Origin of the sequence: Pseudomonas sp. QL9 (assembly GCF_041409665.1) — a bacterium.
GTDB lineage: Bacteria > Pseudomonadota > Gammaproteobacteria > Pseudomonadales > Pseudomonadaceae > Pseudomonas > Pseudomonas knackmussii.
Genome location: NZ_CP166971.1, coordinates 4,033,909 through 4,050,606, shown reverse-complemented (window position 1 = coordinate 4,050,606; position 16,698 = coordinate 4,033,909). Strand labels below are relative to the sequence as shown.

The window sequence follows — 16,698 nt, the reverse complement described above, 5'->3', positions numbered from 1 at the left end:
TCTTTCACATTTTTTTCACGTTTGTTTAGGAGGTTGGACACGCTCGGCACCTGGTATCGGGCGACGCGGCGCTCTAGCCCGGGTCTTCCCCAATCATTCCGAACTCGATTGGCGTCTTGACATAAAAGAGACGGACACGCGCGTTGCGCAGGCAGGTGAAGAAGCGCTCAGCCTCTTCCGCGGTGACGACCATGGTCACCTCCTGCGGCTGATCGGCCAGTTCGAAGAAGCGGGAGGCATGGATGCGACCACTGTGGCCGAATCCTTCGCTGGCGGCGAGCAAGGTCGCGCCGCGTATCTTCTGCCGACGCGCCTCCTCGAGCAGCCACTGAGCGAGCGGCAGGCCGTTATGACGACGGTCCTGCTGGGTGAAGAAAGTCAGCTGAAAGCCGTCCATCGCACCCTCCTCGGTCTTATCTCCCCATCAGCCAGTTCATCGAAGCCAGGCCCAGCAGCGTCATCAGCAGGGAGCCGGTGACGTGCACGGCGATCGCTCCCATCGCCCACGCCAGGCGACCTTCCTGCAGCAGGGTGACCACTTCGACGGAGAAGGTGGAGAAAGTGGTCAGGCCACCGCAGAAGCCGGTGATGATCAACAATCTCCATTCTGGTGCCAATCCCGGTACCGCGGCGAAGTAAGCGACAGCCGCACCGATGACGTAGCCGCCAACCAGGTTGGCAGTCAGGGTGCCGGGCGGAATCGAGGGTAGAAGGCTATTCAGCTTGAGGCCCAGGAACCAGCGCAGCAGTGCGCCGAGTGCCGAGCCTATGGCGATGGCGAGAATGGGTTTCCACATGATCCTGTCCTTCCGAAGGGCTTTGGACAGGCCGCAGGCAAACGCCTACGCGCCTTTCCAGGTGAATGCGTAGGCATCATCAGCCCCAGGGGCGGTTAAAGGAGGAATGCCATCTCCTGAATCGCGAATCTTGGCATAAAGCCCCAAGCCGCAGAACCCCGGAGTCCATAAAGAAAAAGCCCCGCCGAAGCGGGGCTATTTCACAGCCAGGGACTGGGTGGCTTACATCATGCCGCCCATGCCGCCCATGCCGCCCATGTCCGGCATGGCCGGAGCGGCCTTGTCGTCAGCCACTTCGGCAACCATGGCCTCGGTGGTGATCATCAGGCCGCCGATGGAAGCAGCAGCTTGCAGAGCCGAACGGGTGACCTTGGCCGGGTCCAGGATGCCCATCTCGATCATGTCGCCGTAGACACCGGTAGCGGCGTTGAAGCCGAAGTTGCCGGAGCCTTGCTTGACCTTGTCGACCACTACGCTCGGCTCGTCGCCGGCGTTGGCGACGATCTGGCGCAGCGGAGCTTCGACAGCGCGACGCAGCAGAGCGATACCGACGTTCTGGTCTTCGTTGTCGCCTTTCAGATCAGCGATGGCCTGCAGAGCGCGCACCAGGGCAACGCCACCGCCAGGAACCACGCCCTCTTCCACCGCAGCGCGGGTAGCGTGCAGGGCGTCTTCGACGCGGGCCTTCTTCTCTTTCATCTCGACTTCGGTGGCAGCGCCGACCTTGATCACCGCAACACCGCCAGCCAGCTTGGCCAGACGCTCTTGCAGCTTCTCACGGTCGTAGTCCGAAGAGGTCTCTTCGACCTGCTTGCGGATCTGCGCAACGCGGGCTTCGATGTCAGCCTGGGCGCCAGCGCCGTCGATGATGGTGGTGTTTTCCTTGTTGATGGAAACACGCTTGGCGTTGCCCAGGTGCTCCAGGGTGGCGCTTTCCAGGCTCAGGCCGACTTCTTCGGAGATGACGGTGCCGCCGGTCAGGATGGCGATGTCCTGCAGCATGGCCTTGCGGCGGTCGCCGAAGCCCGGAGCCTTGACGGCAGCAACTTTGACGATGCCGCGCATGTTGTTGACCACGAGGGTAGCCAGGGCTTCGCCTTCGACGTCCTCAGCAACGATCAGCAGCGGGCGACCGGCCTTGGCGACAGCTTCCAGCACCGGCAGCATTTCGCGGATGTTGGAGATTTTCTTGTCGACCAGCAGCAGCAGCGGGCCTTCCAGCTCGGCAACCATGGTGTCCGGCTTGTTGATGAAGTAAGGCGACAGGTAGCCACGGTCGAACTGCATGCCTTCTACGACGGACAGTTCGTTTTCCAGGCCCGAGCCTTCTTCAACGGTGATCACGCCTTCTTTACCGACCTTGTCCATGGCTTCGGCAATGATGTTGCCGATGGAGTCGTCGGAGTTGGCGGAGATGGTGCCGACCTGGGCGATCGCCTTGGTGTCGGTGCACGGCTTGGCCAGATCCTTCAGCTGGGCAACGATGGCCACGGTGGCCTTGTCGATGCCGCGCTTCAGGTCCATCGGGTTCATGCCGGCGGCAACGGCCTTCAGGCCTTCGTTGACGATGGCTTGAGCCAGAACGGTAGCGGTGGTGGTGCCGTCACCGGCAGCGTCGTTGGCCTTGGAGGCAACGTCTTTCACCAGCTGGGCGCCCATGTTCTCGAACTTGTCTTTCAGTTCGATTTCCTTGGCAACGGATACGCCATCCTTGGTGATGGTCGGAGCGCCGAAGGACTTGTCCAGTACCACGTTACGGCCTTTCGGGCCGAGGGTGGCTTTAACAGCGTCGGCCAGGACGTTTACGCCGACCAGCATTTTCTTGCGAGCGGAATCGCCGAACTTAACTTCTTTGGCAGCCATGTTCTCTTTCCTCAAAATCGAATTCAGTGGGGGGGGGATTGGACGGACTGATCAGTCTTCCAGGACAGCGAGGATCTCGGACTCGCCCATCACCAGCAGTTCTTCGCCGTCGACCTTGATGGCGTTGCTGCCCGAGTAGGGGCCGAACACCACTTTGTCACCCACTTTCACTGCCAGAGCGCGAACTTCGCCGTTGTCCAGCACGCGGCCACCACCGACGGCGACCACTTCGCCACGGTTCGGCTTCTCGGCGGCGGAACCCGGCAGCACGATGCCGCCTGCGGTCTTGGTTTCTTCCTCGCTGCGACGGATGACGACGCGGTCATGCAGAGGACGAAGCTTCATAGTCGTAACTCTCCCAAACAGTGGTTTCTAACTGCCGGTGCTGTGCCCGGCGAATTTTATTGAGGCCGGCTTGGCCGGTTTGCGGCCCGCCTGGCGAGTCGCGAGAGACAGCCTGTCTGAACGACAGGGACCTTGCGGTGCCTGCTACATAAGGTCGGTGCAGGGCATTTCAAGGCCGTCGCGAAAAAAATTTTCAGCGCAGGCGATCGTTGTCGCGGCGCTCGAACTCGCCCTCGATGACATTCGGACCTTGCGGACCGCGCGCCTGGGCGTTGGGGTCGCCGGCGAATGCACGGCGGCGCTCTTCCTGTTCACGCATGCGTTTCTTCACCCCACCCAGCAGCAGGCGGCGGGTAATCGGCAGCAGGCAGAGCAGGCCGATGACGTCGCTGATGAAGCCCGGCAGCATCAGCAGGCCGCCACCGACAGCGATCAGCAACCCTTCGAGCATTTCCTGCTCGGGCAGCTCGCCACGGGCCAGGCGCTCGCGGGCGCGCCAGATGGTCGCAAGACCCGCCACGCGCATCACGGCTGCGCCGAGGAAGGCGCTCGCGATCAGCAGAAGCAGGGTCAGGCCGACACCGATGATGCTGCCCACCTTGATCAGTACAGCCAGTTCGATCAGCGGGAAAAGCAGCAGGAAGAACAGGGAAACTCGCATTATCTGGGTCCTTGGCGGGGCAGCAGCCCGGGTACTTTCCGTAGTTGGCGCCGCCGCCCGCCTATTTCAAGCCTGGATGACCTCGCTACCCGGCCAGGCCTCAGCTCGCGCCAACTGCACCAGCGCCTGGCGAACCGCGCCAGGATCCAGGCAGGGCGTGGGGAAAGGCAGCCAGTGTAGGGTCGATCCGACGCGCAAGTGGAAACCTTCTGAATCAATTCCCGCCATTTCCGGTTCCTCGCCCGCAGGCAGCCCGGCCAGCGCCAAGTAGTGATGGATGGCATCGGCGTGATCGCGATTCATATGCTCGATCATCCCACCCTCCTGCGCCCCGGCGAAGACGTTGGGCTGCGGCACGCTGTCCGCCGCCAGCCAATGGATATCGCCAAATCCGCCGATGTAGCGCCACTGCACCGGCTGCAGGACCCAGAAATCGAAGTCATGGGCCTTGTGATAGTCCCGCGAGGTGGGGAAATAGCGGTAGTAGCGAACGGCAGCGGCCTCGATTTCCCCGATATCGGTCAGTTGCCGCGCCTCGGCCAGCAAGGTCAGTCGACCGGCAGCCTGGATGTCATCTGCATTGCGCTCGCCGATCAGCAGCGAGCATTTGTCGTCCGCCTGCAAGTTGTGCGTGTGCTGGGCGATACGGCTGATCAGGATCAGCGGCCACCCCAGGGCATCGAGGCAGTATGGAACCACGGAGCCGAAGGGGAAGCCCGGCCATTTCTTCGACTGGGTGGAGAGCACCCCGCGGTATTCCTTGAGCAGCATTTCTCGGGCATGCTTGGCAGCTTTCGCGCTCACCTTATGACTCCTCGCTAAGAATCCGTCGCAAACGGACGGGCACTGAAAATTCGTTCACCGTTGCCGGCGAGGCCATTCACCGATATTGCCGTGGGGTTTCAACCATGCAACTGCAAGACAAGGTCATCATCATCACCGGCGGCGGCCAGGGCCTGGGCCGCGCCATGGGCGAGTTCCTCGCAGCCAAGGGAGCGAAACTGGCGCTGGTCGACCTCAACGCGGAGAAGCTGGACGAGGCGGTCACTGCCTGCAAGGCCGCCGGCGGCGACGCCCGCGCCTACCTGTGCAACGTGGCAAATGAAGAACAGGTTACCCACATGGTGGCTCAGGTCGCCAGCGACTTCGGCGCCATCAACGGCCTGGTCAACAACGCCGGCATCCTGCGCGACGGCCTGACCATCAAGGTCAAGGACGGCGAGCTGAGCAAGATGAGCCTGGCCCAGTGGCAGGCGGTAATCGACGTCAACCTGACCGGCGTATTCCTCTGCACCCGCGAAGTAGCGGCGAAGATGATCGAGCTGAACAACCAGGGCGCGATCGTCAACATCTCCTCGATCTCCCGCGCTGGCAACATGGGCCAGGCCAACTACTCCGCGGCCAAGGCCGGCGTCGCTGCCGACACCGTGGTCTGGGCGAAGGAACTGGCACGCTACGGCATCCGCGTGGCCGGCGTGGCTCCGGGCTTCATCGAGACCGACATGGTCGCCAGCATGAAACCCGAAGCGCTGGAGAAGATGACCAGCGGAATTCCGCTCAAGCGCCTGGGTCGTCCGGACGAGATCGCCCACTCGGTGGCCTACATCCTCGAGAACGACTACTACACCGGTCGCGTGCTCGAGCTGGACGGCGGCCTGCGCCTCTAACTCCCTCGCTTCCATGAAAAAGCCCCGCCTTGCAGACTGTGTGAAAACCTAGCGGTCTGAGTGCAAGCCAAAGACAATGCCCGTATTGATCGATACGGGCATTGTCGTTCATGGGCTATATCCGCGGTGAAGGGCGTGTTCAGGGCAGCTTGTTTCCGGTGTCGCTGGATGAGTTGGTCCCTGAAGAACATCTGGTCCGCGTGATCGAGGCCTATGTGGCACGACTGGATCTGCAGCGACTTGGCTTCAGCAAGGCGCAGGCAGCAACGCCTGAAGGCCCGGCCGGAGATGATGGCTAAGCGCCGGGCGATCGTCGAACACCCCTTCGGTAACCTGAAACAGTGGGTATTCGGCAACGGCCGCTTCCTGCTTCGACAGTTAGCGGGCGCCAGTACGGAAATGGCCCTGGCAGTACAGGCCTACAACCTCAAGCGCGCGATTCAGGTGCTCGGCGCGCGTCGCCTGATCGAGTTGATGGGCTGATCCCTCCGAAAAACAAACGCCCCGAACCAGTCGGGGCGTTTGTTTTGCCTTGCTCACAGCGTGTTTCACACGGCCTGCAGTGCGGGGCTTTTTCTTTTCTTGCAGCGTGAATTACCAGCCCACACCCAGGCCAAGGGTATAGCGGCGCTGATTCACCCCGCCGTCCTCGGCGCTCAGACGATCCCACTCACCCTTCAGACTCAAGGAGGCCCAGGAAGTCAGCTTGTAGCGAATGCCCGCCTCGCTCTCCACTTCGTACTCGACCTTCGAGGTCAGCGGCTTGCTCACCTCACCGTTGGTGAACAGCTCGAACTGCTTGGCCAGCAAGTAGCGGTTGTAGTCCCACTTCACACTCGTCGAATAGAAGTGGTCCTTCTCGTCGTCGCTGAATTCGTAGTCGTTGCGGTTAACCAGTCCGGCCAAAGAGAAGGAGCCCAGTTCGTTGTCCCAGAACTGGTAGCCGGGGCCAGTACCCACAGTGCGCTTCTTCTCCAGGTCCTCGACCCAATCGCGCTTGTACTGCGCCTGCCCCTGCCAGAACCAATGCTCATCGAGGAAACGATCCAGCGCGTACTCGGCCGAGTAGTTGTCGACGCTGACCGAGTCGTCCTTCTTCTCGCGGTTGTATTCGCCCTGCAGGTTGTGCCGCCACATGCCGTGCCGAGCGTTGGTCTTGAAGTTGATGTCGTAGTCCTCGACATCGTTCTCCGCCATGGTGTGATCGACGGAGAAGTCCACCTGGCCCTTCCAGACCCAGTCCTCCAGCAACGGCCGCGGCGGCACCATCTGCTCGATGCTGGCGATCGGCACCGTCTGCTCGCTGCCGTTGACCAGCGTGACCTTGCCCGAGTCCGCTGCCTTGAGGCCCTTGGAGTGTTCGCCGGTGGCGTCCTGGTCATGCTTGACCAGCAGGTTGCGATCGGTCTGCAGCGTGGCGATCTTGTCGCCGGTGAGCGTGACCTCCCCGGCATAGTCGGTCGCCAGCACCAGGCGTCCGCCGTCATACAGCTTGATCTTGCCGGTGAGGCGGTCTCCGTTCTTCAACCAGACCGTATCGGCCAGGACGGTGAGCGGGGTTGAGGCAACAGCGAGGCATAGCAGTAATCGCGACAACATGAGCAGCATTCAACTTGCGGGAGTGAGAAAAAAGCCGGGCATTATCCAGGGACCCAGCCCCGTCGCAAACACTGACCGGGCACTCATGCGCTGAGTTCAACTGCATTGACAAAGGGCGTTCTCCCGGGCGTTACCCGCACAGCGGCGTCCGATATGCTGTACGGCAGCCTCGCCAGCCTCGGTATCAGTCCCATGAGCCCGCCCAAACAGCCCTCCATTTCCCAACCGACCGCCGATCTCGGGCTGGAAAGCCTGCAGGTTCGTCGAGAGGCCATTTACCTGACGCTCGCCCAGGTGCCAGAGGGCTTCGTCATCAGCTACGGCGAGCTGGCCCGCCTGGCCGGCCTGGGACGCTCGGCGCGCCTGGTCGGACGCATCCTCAGCCAGTTGCCGGAAGGCTCGCGGTTGCCTTGGCACCGGGTGATCGCTGCTGGCGGCCGCATCAGCCTTCCGCAGGGCACCCCAGGTGGCGAAGAGCAGCGGGCACGATTGCGTGCCGAGGGGGTCCGAATCCATAACGATCGGGTGGACATACGTCGGCATGGCTGGCTTAGCGCCGGGCAGTCCTAGTAAAGTCCGCGATAATTTTTGCGTGCTGGAACCCCCTTCATGAAACAGCATTCCTGGCGAGAGGCGCTGGTTGCCTATAAATCTCTCGCCAGCCTCGCGCTTTTGATGCTCGGCTTCGCCGCCGGACTGCCTACGATGCTGGTTTTCACCACCCTCTCGGTGTGGTTGCGCGAAGCCGGCGTGGCGCGGGAAACCATCGGTTTCGCCAGCTGGCTGGGCCTGGTTTACGCCTTCAAGTGGGTCTGGTCGCCGATGCTCGACCAATGGCGCCTGCCTTGGATCGGCAAGCTCGGCCGGCGTCGTTCCTGGCTGGTGTCCTCGCAGGCGATGATCGCCATCGGCCTGCTCGGCATGGCGCTGTGCAACCCGCAGTACCACCTGGCCTGGCTGATCGGCCTGGCGCTGCTAGTGGCCTTCGCTTCGGCCACCCAGGACATCGCCATCGACGCCTATCGCCTGGAGATCGCCGAAAACACCCGCCAGGCTGCGCTCGCTGCGTGCTACATGACCGGCTATCGCGCCGCCGTGCTGCTGGCCAGTGCCGGCGCGCTCTTCCTCGCCGAGTGGTTCGGCTCGAGCAGCCTGCACTACAGCCAGAGCGCCTGGAGCCTGACTTACGGGTTGTTCTCGCTGCTCATCCTGCCCGGGCTGATCAGCAGCCTGCTAATGCGCGAACCACCGGTGAACGTGCAGCCGCAACCTGTGGCCAACTCTGCCTACGCCTTCAACCACCAGCTGTTCTCGGTACTGCAGCTGCTGGTGCTGCTGATCTCGCTGCCCGCCATGCTCACTGCGCTGACCAACCAGGCCTGGCCGCGAGCGGGGCTGTACGCCCTGTTCATCGTGCTGTGCCTGAGCCCGGGCGGCCGCCGACAGATCCGTCCGGTGCGCGAACTGCTCTCGCGAGTGCGTCGTCCGCTGCTCGTCGCTGCGCACGGCAAGGGCATCCCGCAATTCGACTTCGTGCACCAGGCCGTCTCGGTGATCGTGCTGATCATCCTGCTGGTCACCGGTACTGCCATGTTCAATTGCGCGAGCACGGGCAAATGGTGGCTGGCCAGCCTGTATCTACTGATCGCCCTGAGCTGCTTCTCGGCGCCCGGCCGCCTGCTGATGGCGCCGGTGCTGACGCCCATCACCGAGTTCATCCGCCGCTATCGCTGGCAGGCGCTGCTGCTGCTAGGGCTGATCTCCACCTATCGCCTGTCCGATACCGTGATGGGCGTTATGGCCGGGGTCTTCTACATCGACATGGGCTTCTCCAAGGAAGTCATCGCCACCGTCAGCAAGCTGTTCGGCGTGATCATGACCCTGCTGGGCGCAGGCGCGGGCGGTATCCTCATCGCCCGCTTCAACATCCTGCCCATACTGTTCCTGGCCGGCGCCGCCTCGGCGGGCACCAACCTGCTGTTCGCCATGCTCGCGCACATGGGGCCGATCAGCGATCCGCTGATCATCCAGGAGGATGTCTTCACCCTGCTGAAGACCATGGAGCCGCACATCAGCATGTTCGTGCTGACCATCATGCTCGACAACTTCAGCGGCGGCCTGGCGGCCTCGGCCTTCGTCGCCTACCTGTCGAGCCTGACCAACCTGAAGTTCTCCGCCACCCAGTACGCCATGCTCAGCTCCACCATGCTGCTGCTGCCGCGCTTCATCGGCGGCTACTCAGGCAGCATGGTCGAGCACATGGGTTACGAGCGTTTCTTCTTCCTCACCGCGCTCCTCGGCATCCCGACCCTGCTGCTGATCGGCTGGCTCTGGCTGCGGCGCAAGAACGGCATGCCCAATGGCGCCCCGCAGGAAGAGTCTCCGGAGCAAGCGCCGAGCAGCGGCCGCACGGAGCATGGATAAGCTCACTGCGCAGAAGAAATGAAAGAGGCCGGCATTGCGCCGGCCTCTTTGCATTTCGCCTTCGGTCAGTCGACCAGGCTGGTTTCCTCGCTGCCACGCAGCACACGCACCACGCGGCTTGGCAGGGCCAGGCCGATATCGCGGTCGAGCAGGCGGCGACGCACTTGCTCGTTTAGCATGAAGGTCACCGCACTGAAATCGCCGTTGGCCGTCCAAACACGCAGCGACAGGGTCACCGAGTTTTCGCCGAGCGCCGCGACTACCACCGCCGGCTGCGGGGTTTTCAGAACGCGCGGGTCCTCCGCCAGCTCCAGGAGGATGGCGCGGGCGCTGTCCAGGTCGGCGTCGAAGGCCAATTTGACGTCGAAGATGACCTGGCGACTGGCCTGCCGCGAGGCGTTGGTGATGATGCCGTTGGATAGCGCGCCATTGGGCAGGATGACCGTCCGGTTGTCCCCGGTGCGCACGATGGTGTGGAAGATCTGGATGCTGTCCACGGTGCCGGACACGCCTTGCGCCTCGATCGAATCGCCGACCTTGAACGGGCGCATCAGCAGGATCAGCACGCCACCGGCGAAGTTCGCCAGGCTGCCTTGCAAGGCCAGGCCGACAGCCAGGCCGGCAGCACCGATGGCGGCGACGAAGCTGGTGGTCTGGATGCCGATCATCGAGGCCACACTGATGACCAGGAGGATCTTCAGGGCAATGTTCACCACGCTGCCAATGAAGCCCTGCAGGGTCACGTCGACGTGACGGCTGGAAAGAAGGCGGCTGATGCGGCGAGTCAGGGTATTGATGACCCACCAGCCGATCAGCAGGGTCAGTAGCGCCAGCAAGGCGTTACCCAGGTAACTCAGCACTATTGGCATCCAGGCTTCCGCACTGCGCACCACTTGGTCGTAATTCATATCCATGGAATCGGGCCCCCTGGGTTTATCGGTCCTTAAAAAAGCAATCGCCATGGCGGACCATGGCGATCGGAGTTCGCCTGGCGACGCCCTATTGCGACGCCGCCCGGCACGCGAGGTTCCGTAGCGGAACTCAGTCGCGGAAGTTGTTGAACTGCAAGGGCATGCCGAGCGACTCGCCGCGCAGCAGGGCGATGGCTTCCTGCAGGTCGTCGCGCTTCTTGCCGGTGACGCGCACCTGCTCGCCCTGGATAGCGGCCTGGACCTTCATCTTCTTGTCCTTGATCAGGCCGACGATCTTCTTCGCCAGCTCCTTGTCGATACCCTCGCGGAAGTTCACTTCCTGCTTGACCACCTTGCCCGAAGGGAAGGCGTCCTTGATCTCCATGCACTGGATATCGATCTTGCGCTTGATCAGGCTGCCGCGGAGGATGTCGAGCATCTGCTCGAGCATGAAGTCGGCTTCGGCAGTCAGGGTCACGGCCTTGTCCTTAGGCTCGAAGCTGCATTTGCCCTTGAGGTCGAAACGGCGGTCCAGCTCCTTGCCGGCGTTGTCCAGGGCGTTGGTCAATTCGTGTTTGTCCAGTTCGGACACCACGTCGAACGAAGGCATGTCATCTCTCCAGATGGACGGCGCGATCAGGTTCACACTCGGGAACGCGCCTGGCTTGACGGTAAAAATGCGCGCTCATTATAACTGAGCTACACGCCAGCGCCCTGCCCAAGAACCGGTCGCCCCTCCCCTCCTGCGAGCCCCCTGCCCAATGCCCAACAACCATCTGAGCATCCTGGTGGTCGACGACGCCAAGTTCTCCAGCGCCATGATCGGCCGCGCCCTGAACCAGGCCGGCTACCTCAACGTGCGCTTCGCCAGCAGCGCCAGCGAAGCCCTGCAATTGCTTGAACAGGAACCGGTCAGCGTGCTCCTCGCCGACTGGCTGATGCCGGAAATGGATGGCCTGGAACTGACCGCCCGGGTACGCCAGCTCGACGAGAGCGGCGACCACTACACCTACATCATCCTGCTCACCGGCAAAGAGGGCGACAACGTGCTGGCCGAGGCCTTCGACCGCGGCGTCGACGACTTCGTCAGCAAGGCTGCGATGAGCGAGCAGCTGGTACCACGCGTGCTGGCGGCCGACCGCCTGTGCAACACCCTGCAGCGCCTGCTGGTGGAGAACCGCCTGCTGACCCAGAACATCACCAGCCTGGAGGAGCGCAACCTGGTCGACAGCGCCACCGGACTGGGCAACCTGCGCTACCTGCGGCAGAAGCTCGCCGACAGCATCCGCCAGGTCGAATCCCGCGGCGGCGCGGTCTGCTACATGCTGATCGGCTTGCCCGAGCTCCATGAGCTCAGCGAGCGTCACGGCCCGGGCTTCCAGCAGGAGCTGCTGCACGGCATCGGCCGGCGCCTGCAGCAACTGGTGCGTCCGCTCGACGTGCTGACGCGCATCGACGAGTGCCACTTCGGCCTTATCACCCTGCTCGAAGACCTCCAGGAGTGCTCGCCGAGCAGCTTCCGCCGCCTGCACGAAGGCCTCAACCTCAAGGCATTCAAAACCCGCGAAGGCTTCATCACCCTCAAGGCCGGCATCGGCCTGGTCGGCCTCGACGCCAAGTCGCTGCCGGTGCAGGTCGATGAGCTCCTGGAGCTGGGGCGCACCCTGCTGCCAGACGCCTTCGCCAGCGGGCGGATCAATGCCAGCCGGCTGTCCGGGGTGCGCTAGACTTCGCGTTGGATTCACAACCTCTGCGAAGTCACTGCCATGATCTGGTACATCCTCGGCGCCGGCAGCCTCGGCAGCCTCTGGGCCACCCGTCTGGCCCGCACCGGCCAGCCGGTGCAGTTGCTGCTGCGTGACCGGCAACGCCTGGCGGCCTATCGCGAACGCGGCGGCCTCACCCTCTGTGAAGATGGCCGCGAAACGCTCTACCCGATTCCCGCGGAAACCGCCGGTCACGGCGGTGCCCCCATCCATCGCCTGCTCCTGGCAAGCAAGGCCTACGATGCCGAAGAGGCGGCGGCCAGCGTCGCCGCGCGCCTGGCCCCGGATGCCGAGATCATCCTTCTGCAGAACGGCCTGGGCAGTCAGCAGGCCGTTGCCGCGCACCTGCCACGGGCACGCTGCCTGTACGCATCGAGCACCGAAGGCGCATTCCGTGACGGCGACTTCCGCGTGGTCTTCGCCGGCCGCGGACAAACCTGGCTGGGTGACGAACGCGGCGGCCCGGCGCCAGCCTGGCTGGAAGACCTGGCCAGCGCCGAGATCCCCGTGCAATGGAGCACCGACATCCTCGAGCGCCTATGGCGCAAGCTGGCGCTCAACTGCGCGATCAACCCGCTGACCGTGCTGCACCATTGCCGCAACGGCGAGCTGGCCAACCACGCAGAGGAAGTCGCCGGGCTCTGTGACGAGCTCGGTCATCTGCTGCACGCCTGCGGTTACACCCTGGCCGCGCGGGAACTGCAAGGCGAAGTGGAGCGGGTAATCGACGCCACCGCACGCAACTTCTCGTCCATGTACCAGGACGTCGCCAACGGCCGCCGCACCGAGATCGCCTATCTGCTGGCCCACGCGTGCAACGAAGGACGCCGCCGCAACCTGGCCCAGCCAAGGCTGGAAGCAGTGCATCTGCGTCTGCGCGAACTGTTGCGCCAGCGCGGATTGCCGGAGGCCTGACGGGCGGGCTACCCTGCCCGCCCGCGTCCGGACAGCGAACCTTCATGCCCTCCTTCGTCAACCTGCGCCAGCGCCTGGAAAACCTGCCGGTCGGCAAGAAGATCCTCGCCGCCCTGCTGGTGCTGCTGGCCACCGTCATGCTGGTGGCCAACCTTGCCTTCATCAGCGCCGCCTACTGGATCTCGCAGGACAGCGTGGCGCCACAAGCGCTGCAGACCATCGGCCGCCTGATCGCCAACCCAGCCCTGAGCTATCCGGCGCTGAGCTCGCCGGAACAGGCCAACGCCTTGCTCGAGCAGCTCGACGACTACCAGCCGCTACGCGCCGCCGCGCTATATGATCCCGATGGCCAGCGCATCGCCCAATCACCGCGCGAAGGCGCCGTAGAGCTGCCCAAGCATCTTGAGCACCTCGAACGCTGGCGCGAACACGAATACCGCCTCAACGCCCTCTTCGAACTCCCCCAGCCCGGCGGCCGTAACGGCTACCTGCTGCTGGTGGCCAGCAGCGAGCTGCCCGGTGCCTTCTACACCGGCACCCTCAGCGCCTCGCTGGCGATCCTCGCAGTCAGCGTGCTGCTCTGGATGCTCATCGCCCGGCAGATTCGCCGCCTGATCACCCGGCCGATCCGCAGCCTGGAAGAGCTGTCGCTGCAGGTGACCCACGAGGAGAACTACTCGCTGCGCGCCGAGCCCGGCAACGCCGACGAAATCGGCCGCCTGGCCGACGCCTTCAACACCATGCTGACCCGCATCGAAGCCCGCGAGCAGCAGCTCAAGCGCGCCCGCGACGACGCCCAGGAAGCCGTGGCACAGGCCCAGGGCCTGGCCGAGGAAACCCGTCGCTCGAACCGGAAGCTGGAACTGGAAGTCCAGGTGCGCAGCAAGATCGAGAAGAAGCTCACCGGCTTCCAGAACTACCTCAACAGCATCATCGACTCGATGCCTTCCGCGCTGATCGCGGTGGACGAGCAGCTCTACGTTACCCAGTGGAACGAAGAGGCCAGCCGCCTCTCCGGCACCAGCCTCGACGACGCGGTGAACCAGCCGGTTTTCCTCGCATTCCCCTCGCTCAAGCCCTTCCTCCTGCAGCTCACCCGCGCCGCCGAACAACACAAGGTCGAACGCGTCGAGCGGGTGACCTGGGCGCTGACCGACTCGCCGCGCCACTACGCCCTGACCTTCTATCCGCTGATGGGCGGCACCGGCCGTGGCGCGGTGATCCGCATCGACGACATCACCGAACGCCTGGGCATGGAAGAGCTGATGGTGCAGTCGGAGAAGATGCTCTCGGTAGGCGGTCTCGCCGCCGGCATGGCGCACGAGATCAACAACCCGCTGGGGGCGATCCTGCACAACGTGCAGAACATCCGCCGGCGCCTGTCGAACGACCTGCCGAAGAACCTCGAAGTGGCCGGGGAGATCGGCATCGACCTGGAAGACCTCAATCACTACCTCGAAGCACGCGAGATTCCCAAGCTGATGGATGGCATCCAGTACGCCGGCTCGCGGGCGGCGAAGATCGTCACCCACATGCTCGCCTTCAGCCGCCGCAGCCACCGGCAGATGTCGCCCTGCGAACTGCCGGCGCTCATCGAGCAGGCCGTGGAGATCGCCAGCAACGACTTCGACCTCGCCGGCGGCTTCGACTTCAAGTCGCTGGAAATCGTCCAGGAGTTCGACCCGCGCCTGGGCCCCGTGCCGGCGATCGCCAACGAACTCGAGCAGGTACTGCTCAACCTGCTGAAGAACGCCGCCCAGGCCATCCACCAGCGCGACGACGAAGAGGAAGGCGAGCTGGGCCGCATCACCCTGCGCACCCTGTACAACCCGCCGTGGGCCGAAATCCAGGTCCAGGACAACGGTGTCGGCATGCCGGAAAACGTGCGCAAACGCATCTTCGAGCCGTTCTTCACCACCAAGGAAGTCGGCCAGGGCACCGGCCTGGGCCTGTCGGTCTCGTACTTCATCATCACCAACAACCACAAGGGGCAGATGGAGGTGCAGTCCGAGCTCGGCCAAGGCACCTGCTTCACCCTGCGCCTGCCGCTGGCCGACGAAACACCCACCGCGCCGCTGCTGCCGGCGGTACGCAGCAAGGAGCTCTGAACCATGGGCTATCGCCTGTCGAAGATCTACACCCGTACCGGCGACGCCGGCGAAACCGGCCTGGCCGATGGCCGTCGGGTACCCAAGCATCATCCGCGCATCGAAGCGATCGGCTGCGTGGACGAACTGAACAGTCAATTGGGCCTGTTGCTAGCCGATCTCCAGGAAGCCCGAAGCGCTGCGCTGGACCAGCTGACCAGCGTGCTGGCGCCCATCCAGCATCGCCTGTTCGATCTCGGCGGCGAACTGGCGATGCCCGAATACCGCGCCCTGGGCGATCAGGAAGTGGAAAGACTGGAACAGGCTATCGACGCCTGGAACGAAGAGCTCGAACCGCTGAAGGACTTCATCCTCCCCGGTGGCTCGCGCCTGGTGGCGCAGATCCACGTATGCCGCAGCCTGGCGCGAAAGGCCGAACGCCGCTGTCAGCAACTGAACCTGGAAGAACCGTTGGAAGGCGCAGGCCTGCGCTACCTGAACCGATTGTCAGACCTGCTGTTCGTCGCCGCGCGCATCGCCGCCAAGCGTCAAGGCGTCGCGGAAGTGCTGTGGAAGGCGGCAGACAAACCGACTTGATCCAGACATCCCCGTAGGAGCGAGCTTGCTCGCGAACCAGCCCCACAGCGAGGCCATTCGCGAGCAAGCTCGCTCCTACAAAGGAACGCTACCCCTCGGCCTTGGGCCACAACGCGCGGATACCCGCCACGCCCTGCGCACCGATCTGCCAGGCACGCTCGACATCCTGCGGACCGAGCCCCCCCAGCAGGAACACCGGCTGGTTGAAGCCCTCGATCAGCGCCTGTGCGGCTTCCCAACCCAACGCGGGCTCGCCCGGATGGCTCTCGGTGGCCTGCACCGGCGACAAGGTGATGAAGTCCACGCCCATCGCACTGGCCAGCGCCAGCTCCTCCGCGTTGTGGCAAGACGCGGCAAGCAGGCGATCGACGGGGAACGGCCGGCCGTTGGGCGCGTACTTGCGCAGTTGCTCGGCAGTCAGGTGCCAGCCGGCGGACGGGAAGTCGCCCAGCCACTCCAGCGGCCCCTTGAGCATCAGCTGCGCCTTGCCGGCACACAAACCGACAGCGTCCACCGCCAGATCGCGGTACTCCGGGGAATACATGTTCGGCGCGCGCAGCTGGATCAGGCGAACACCGCTCGCCACCGCGGTGCGAATGCCCTGCACGATCTCCTGCGGCTCCAGGCCATCGGGCGTGATCAGGTAGCGCTCGGGCAAACGAGCGGCCTGCACGATCGGCCGGTTGGCTGCCGGAAAGTCGTAGTCCGGCAGCTCGCGTGGCGATACCCAGACCAGCGGCTGGCCTTCGGCGCCATGGGGCTCTCCGTTGAACGCCGAGACCTCCCAGACATCCAGGAGCACCTGCTTGTCCGGATAGTCGTGGGCCACGCGGATCAACGGGCGGGCCTGCTGGACGCGAATCCCCAGCTCCTCTTCCAGCTCGCGGGCAAGGGCCGCTTGAACCGGCTCGCCCTCCTCCACCTTGCCGCCCGGGAACTCCCAGAGGCCGCCCTGATGCTTGTCGTCCGGACGCCGGGCGATCAGCACCCGACCATCGGCGCCGCGAATCACGGCGGCGGCGACATGTACTCGTTTCACTGCATTGCTCCTCGATTCAGCGGCCGG

General features: G+C 64.0%; 18 protein-coding genes, 1 pseudogene and 1 riboswitch. Of the genes and pseudogenes, 9 read left to right on the top strand and 10 right to left on the bottom strand.

The genetic code is table 11. The annotated features are described in order from the left end of the window. Positions 1–73: 73 nt before the first annotated feature. The 6 genes from ACA097_RS19000 to ACA097_RS18975 all read right to left on the bottom strand — a co-directional run bounded on the left by ACA097_RS19000 (position 74) and on the right by ACA097_RS18975 (position 4,470). A complete protein-coding gene (locus ACA097_RS19000; RefSeq protein WP_371365213.1) occupies positions 74–397 on the bottom strand; it encodes a DUF190 domain-containing protein in 324 nt (107 codons plus the stop codon). 16 nt (positions 398–413) lie between these two features. Continuing rightward, positions 414–797, bottom strand: a complete 384-nt coding sequence (gene crcB / locus ACA097_RS18995; RefSeq protein WP_371365211.1) for a fluoride efflux transporter CrcB — start codon at positions 795–797, stop codon at positions 414–416. Between the two features lie 63 nt (positions 798–860). Next, positions 861–923: riboswitch (Fluoride riboswitch) on the bottom strand. A gap of 96 nt (positions 924–1,019) precedes the next feature. Then, positions 1,020–2,660: a chaperonin GroEL gene (gene groL, locus ACA097_RS18990; RefSeq protein ID WP_043254544.1), complete on the bottom strand. Its 1,641-nt coding sequence runs from the start codon at positions 2,658–2,660 to the stop codon at positions 1,020–1,022. Positions 2,661–2,711: 51 nt separating this feature from the next. Continuing rightward, positions 2,712–3,005 carry a co-chaperone GroES gene (locus tag ACA097_RS18985; protein ID WP_043254546.1) on the bottom strand — a complete coding sequence of 98 codons (294 nt, stop codon included), beginning with the start codon at positions 3,003–3,005 and terminating at the stop codon, positions 2,712–2,714. A 193-nt stretch (positions 3,006–3,198) separates the two neighbouring features. Continuing rightward, positions 3,199–3,666, bottom strand: a complete 468-nt coding sequence (locus tag ACA097_RS18980) for an FxsA family protein (RefSeq protein WP_043254548.1) — start codon at positions 3,664–3,666, stop codon at positions 3,199–3,201. A 66-nt stretch (positions 3,667–3,732) separates the two neighbouring features. Further along, positions 3,733–4,470: a HugZ family protein gene (locus ACA097_RS18975; RefSeq protein ID WP_371365208.1), complete on the bottom strand. Its 738-nt coding sequence runs from the start codon at positions 4,468–4,470 to the stop codon at positions 3,733–3,735. Between the two features lie 104 nt (positions 4,471–4,574). On the opposite strand from ACA097_RS18975, the gene ACA097_RS18970 reads away from it, so the two are divergent. The 3 genes and pseudogenes from ACA097_RS18970 to ACA097_RS18960 form a co-directional block, all read left to right on the top strand. Continuing rightward, the gene (locus ACA097_RS18970; RefSeq protein WP_043254551.1) at positions 4,575–5,333 is read left to right on the top strand and encodes an SDR family oxidoreductase; all 759 of its coding nucleotides are present in this window, start codon (positions 4,575–4,577) and stop codon (positions 5,331–5,333) included. 110 nt (positions 5,334–5,443) lie between these two features. After that, entirely contained in the window at positions 5,444–5,632 is a 189-nt protein-coding gene (locus ACA097_RS18965; RefSeq protein ID WP_371365206.1) for a hypothetical protein, read from the top strand. Next, positions 5,589–5,816, top strand: a pseudogene (locus ACA097_RS18960) (transposase); the annotation flags it as partial. The gene ACA097_RS18965 and the pseudogene ACA097_RS18960, both read left to right, overlap by 44 nt. Positions 5,817–5,927: 111 nt before the next feature. Here ACA097_RS18960 and ACA097_RS18955 read toward each other — a convergent pair. After that, positions 5,928–6,932, bottom strand: coding sequence for a DUF481 domain-containing protein (locus tag ACA097_RS18955; protein ID WP_160288152.1), 1,005 nt, complete (start codon positions 6,930–6,932; stop codon positions 5,928–5,930). Positions 6,933–7,124: 192 nt separating this feature from the next. On the opposite strand from ACA097_RS18955, the gene ACA097_RS18950 reads away from it, so the two are divergent. Further along, complete coding sequence (locus ACA097_RS18950) at positions 7,125–7,502, top strand: MGMT family protein (RefSeq protein ID WP_371365204.1); 378 nt, start codon at positions 7,125–7,127, stop codon at positions 7,500–7,502. Positions 7,503–7,541: 39 nt separating this feature from the next. After that, entirely contained in the window at positions 7,542–9,356 is a 1,815-nt protein-coding gene (locus tag ACA097_RS18945) for an AmpG family muropeptide MFS transporter (RefSeq protein WP_371365202.1), read from the top strand. A gap of 65 nt (positions 9,357–9,421) precedes the next feature. Here the strand turns inward: ACA097_RS18945 and ACA097_RS18940 are convergent, their stop codons facing one another. Together ACA097_RS18940 and ACA097_RS18935 are read right to left on the bottom strand one after the other, a co-directional pair. Next, entirely contained in the window at positions 9,422–10,270 is an 849-nt protein-coding gene (locus ACA097_RS18940; protein ID WP_043254557.1) for a mechanosensitive ion channel family protein, read from the bottom strand. 127 nt (positions 10,271–10,397) lie between these two features. Next, the gene (locus ACA097_RS18935) at positions 10,398–10,877 is read right to left on the bottom strand and encodes a YajQ family cyclic di-GMP-binding protein (protein ID WP_043254559.1); all 480 of its coding nucleotides are present in this window, start codon (positions 10,875–10,877) and stop codon (positions 10,398–10,400) included. 151 nt (positions 10,878–11,028) lie between these two features. Between ACA097_RS18935 and ACA097_RS18930 the strand changes: the two genes are divergently transcribed. Genes ACA097_RS18930 through ACA097_RS18915 form a run of 4 tightly spaced genes read left to right on the top strand, consistent with a single transcriptional unit; the run spans position 11,029 to position 15,632 of the window. Beyond that, a complete protein-coding gene (locus tag ACA097_RS18930; RefSeq protein WP_043254561.1) occupies positions 11,029–11,994 on the top strand; it encodes a response regulator in 966 nt (321 codons plus the stop codon). 39 nt (positions 11,995–12,033) lie between these two features. After that, entirely contained in the window at positions 12,034–12,948 is a 915-nt protein-coding gene (locus tag ACA097_RS18925) for a putative 2-dehydropantoate 2-reductase (RefSeq protein ID WP_371365199.1), read from the top strand. Positions 12,949–12,992: 44 nt separating this feature from the next. Next, on the top strand, positions 12,993–15,056 hold the full coding sequence (locus ACA097_RS18920) for an ATP-binding protein (RefSeq protein WP_043254564.1): 2,064 nt from the start codon (positions 12,993–12,995) through the stop codon (positions 15,054–15,056). 3 nt (positions 15,057–15,059) lie between these two features. Next, positions 15,060–15,632: a cob(I)yrinic acid a,c-diamide adenosyltransferase gene (locus ACA097_RS18915; protein ID WP_043254566.1), complete on the top strand. Its 573-nt coding sequence runs from the start codon at positions 15,060–15,062 to the stop codon at positions 15,630–15,632. 88 nt (positions 15,633–15,720) lie between these two features. On the opposite strand, the gene ACA097_RS18910 is transcribed toward ACA097_RS18915, so the two are convergent. After that, entirely contained in the window at positions 15,721–16,671 is a 951-nt protein-coding gene (locus tag ACA097_RS18910; protein ID WP_371365196.1) for a Nudix family hydrolase, read from the bottom strand. Between the last annotated feature and the right edge of the window lie 27 nt (positions 16,672–16,698).

What these genes read in the sequence shown, in the direction of transcription:
- ACA097_RS18925 (WP_371365199.1), top strand. Translation starts at nt 12,034, where the DNA reads ATGATCTGGTACATCCTCGGCGCCGGCAGCCTCGGCAGCCTCTGGGCC.
- ACA097_RS19000 (WP_371365213.1), bottom strand. Translation starts at nt 397, where the DNA reads ATGGACGGCTTTCAGCTGACTTTCTTCACCCAGCAGGACCGTCGTCAT.
- ACA097_RS18935 (WP_043254559.1), bottom strand. Translation starts at nt 10,877, where the DNA reads ATGCCTTCGTTCGACGTGGTGTCCGAACTGGACAAACACGAATTGACC.
- ACA097_RS18950 (WP_371365204.1), top strand. Translation starts at nt 7,125, where the DNA reads ATGAGCCCGCCCAAACAGCCCTCCATTTCCCAACCGACCGCCGATCTC.
- ACA097_RS18970 (WP_043254551.1), top strand. Translation starts at nt 4,575, where the DNA reads ATGCAACTGCAAGACAAGGTCATCATCATCACCGGCGGCGGCCAGGGC.
- ACA097_RS18955 (WP_160288152.1), bottom strand. Translation starts at nt 6,932, where the DNA reads ATGTTGTCGCGATTACTGCTATGCCTCGCTGTTGCCTCAACCCCGCTC.
- ACA097_RS18980 (WP_043254548.1), bottom strand. Translation starts at nt 3,666, where the DNA reads ATGCGAGTTTCCCTGTTCTTCCTGCTGCTTTTCCCGCTGATCGAACTG.
- ACA097_RS18985 (WP_043254546.1), bottom strand. Translation starts at nt 3,005, where the DNA reads ATGAAGCTTCGTCCTCTGCATGACCGCGTCGTCATCCGTCGCAGCGAG.
- crcB (WP_371365211.1), bottom strand. Translation starts at nt 797, where the DNA reads ATGTGGAAACCCATTCTCGCCATCGCCATAGGCTCGGCACTCGGCGCA.
- ACA097_RS18930 (WP_043254561.1), top strand. Translation starts at nt 11,029, where the DNA reads ATGCCCAACAACCATCTGAGCATCCTGGTGGTCGACGACGCCAAGTTC.
- ACA097_RS18940 (WP_043254557.1), bottom strand. Translation starts at nt 10,270, where the DNA reads ATGGATATGAATTACGACCAAGTGGTGCGCAGTGCGGAAGCCTGGATG.
- ACA097_RS18920 (WP_043254564.1), top strand. Translation starts at nt 12,993, where the DNA reads ATGCCCTCCTTCGTCAACCTGCGCCAGCGCCTGGAAAACCTGCCGGTC.
- ACA097_RS18915 (WP_043254566.1), top strand. Translation starts at nt 15,060, where the DNA reads ATGGGCTATCGCCTGTCGAAGATCTACACCCGTACCGGCGACGCCGGC.
- ACA097_RS18965 (WP_371365206.1), top strand. Translation starts at nt 5,444, where the DNA reads ATGGGCTATATCCGCGGTGAAGGGCGTGTTCAGGGCAGCTTGTTTCCG.
- groL (WP_043254544.1), bottom strand. Translation starts at nt 2,660, where the DNA reads ATGGCTGCCAAAGAAGTTAAGTTCGGCGATTCCGCTCGCAAGAAAATG.
- ACA097_RS18945 (WP_371365202.1), top strand. Translation starts at nt 7,542, where the DNA reads ATGAAACAGCATTCCTGGCGAGAGGCGCTGGTTGCCTATAAATCTCTC.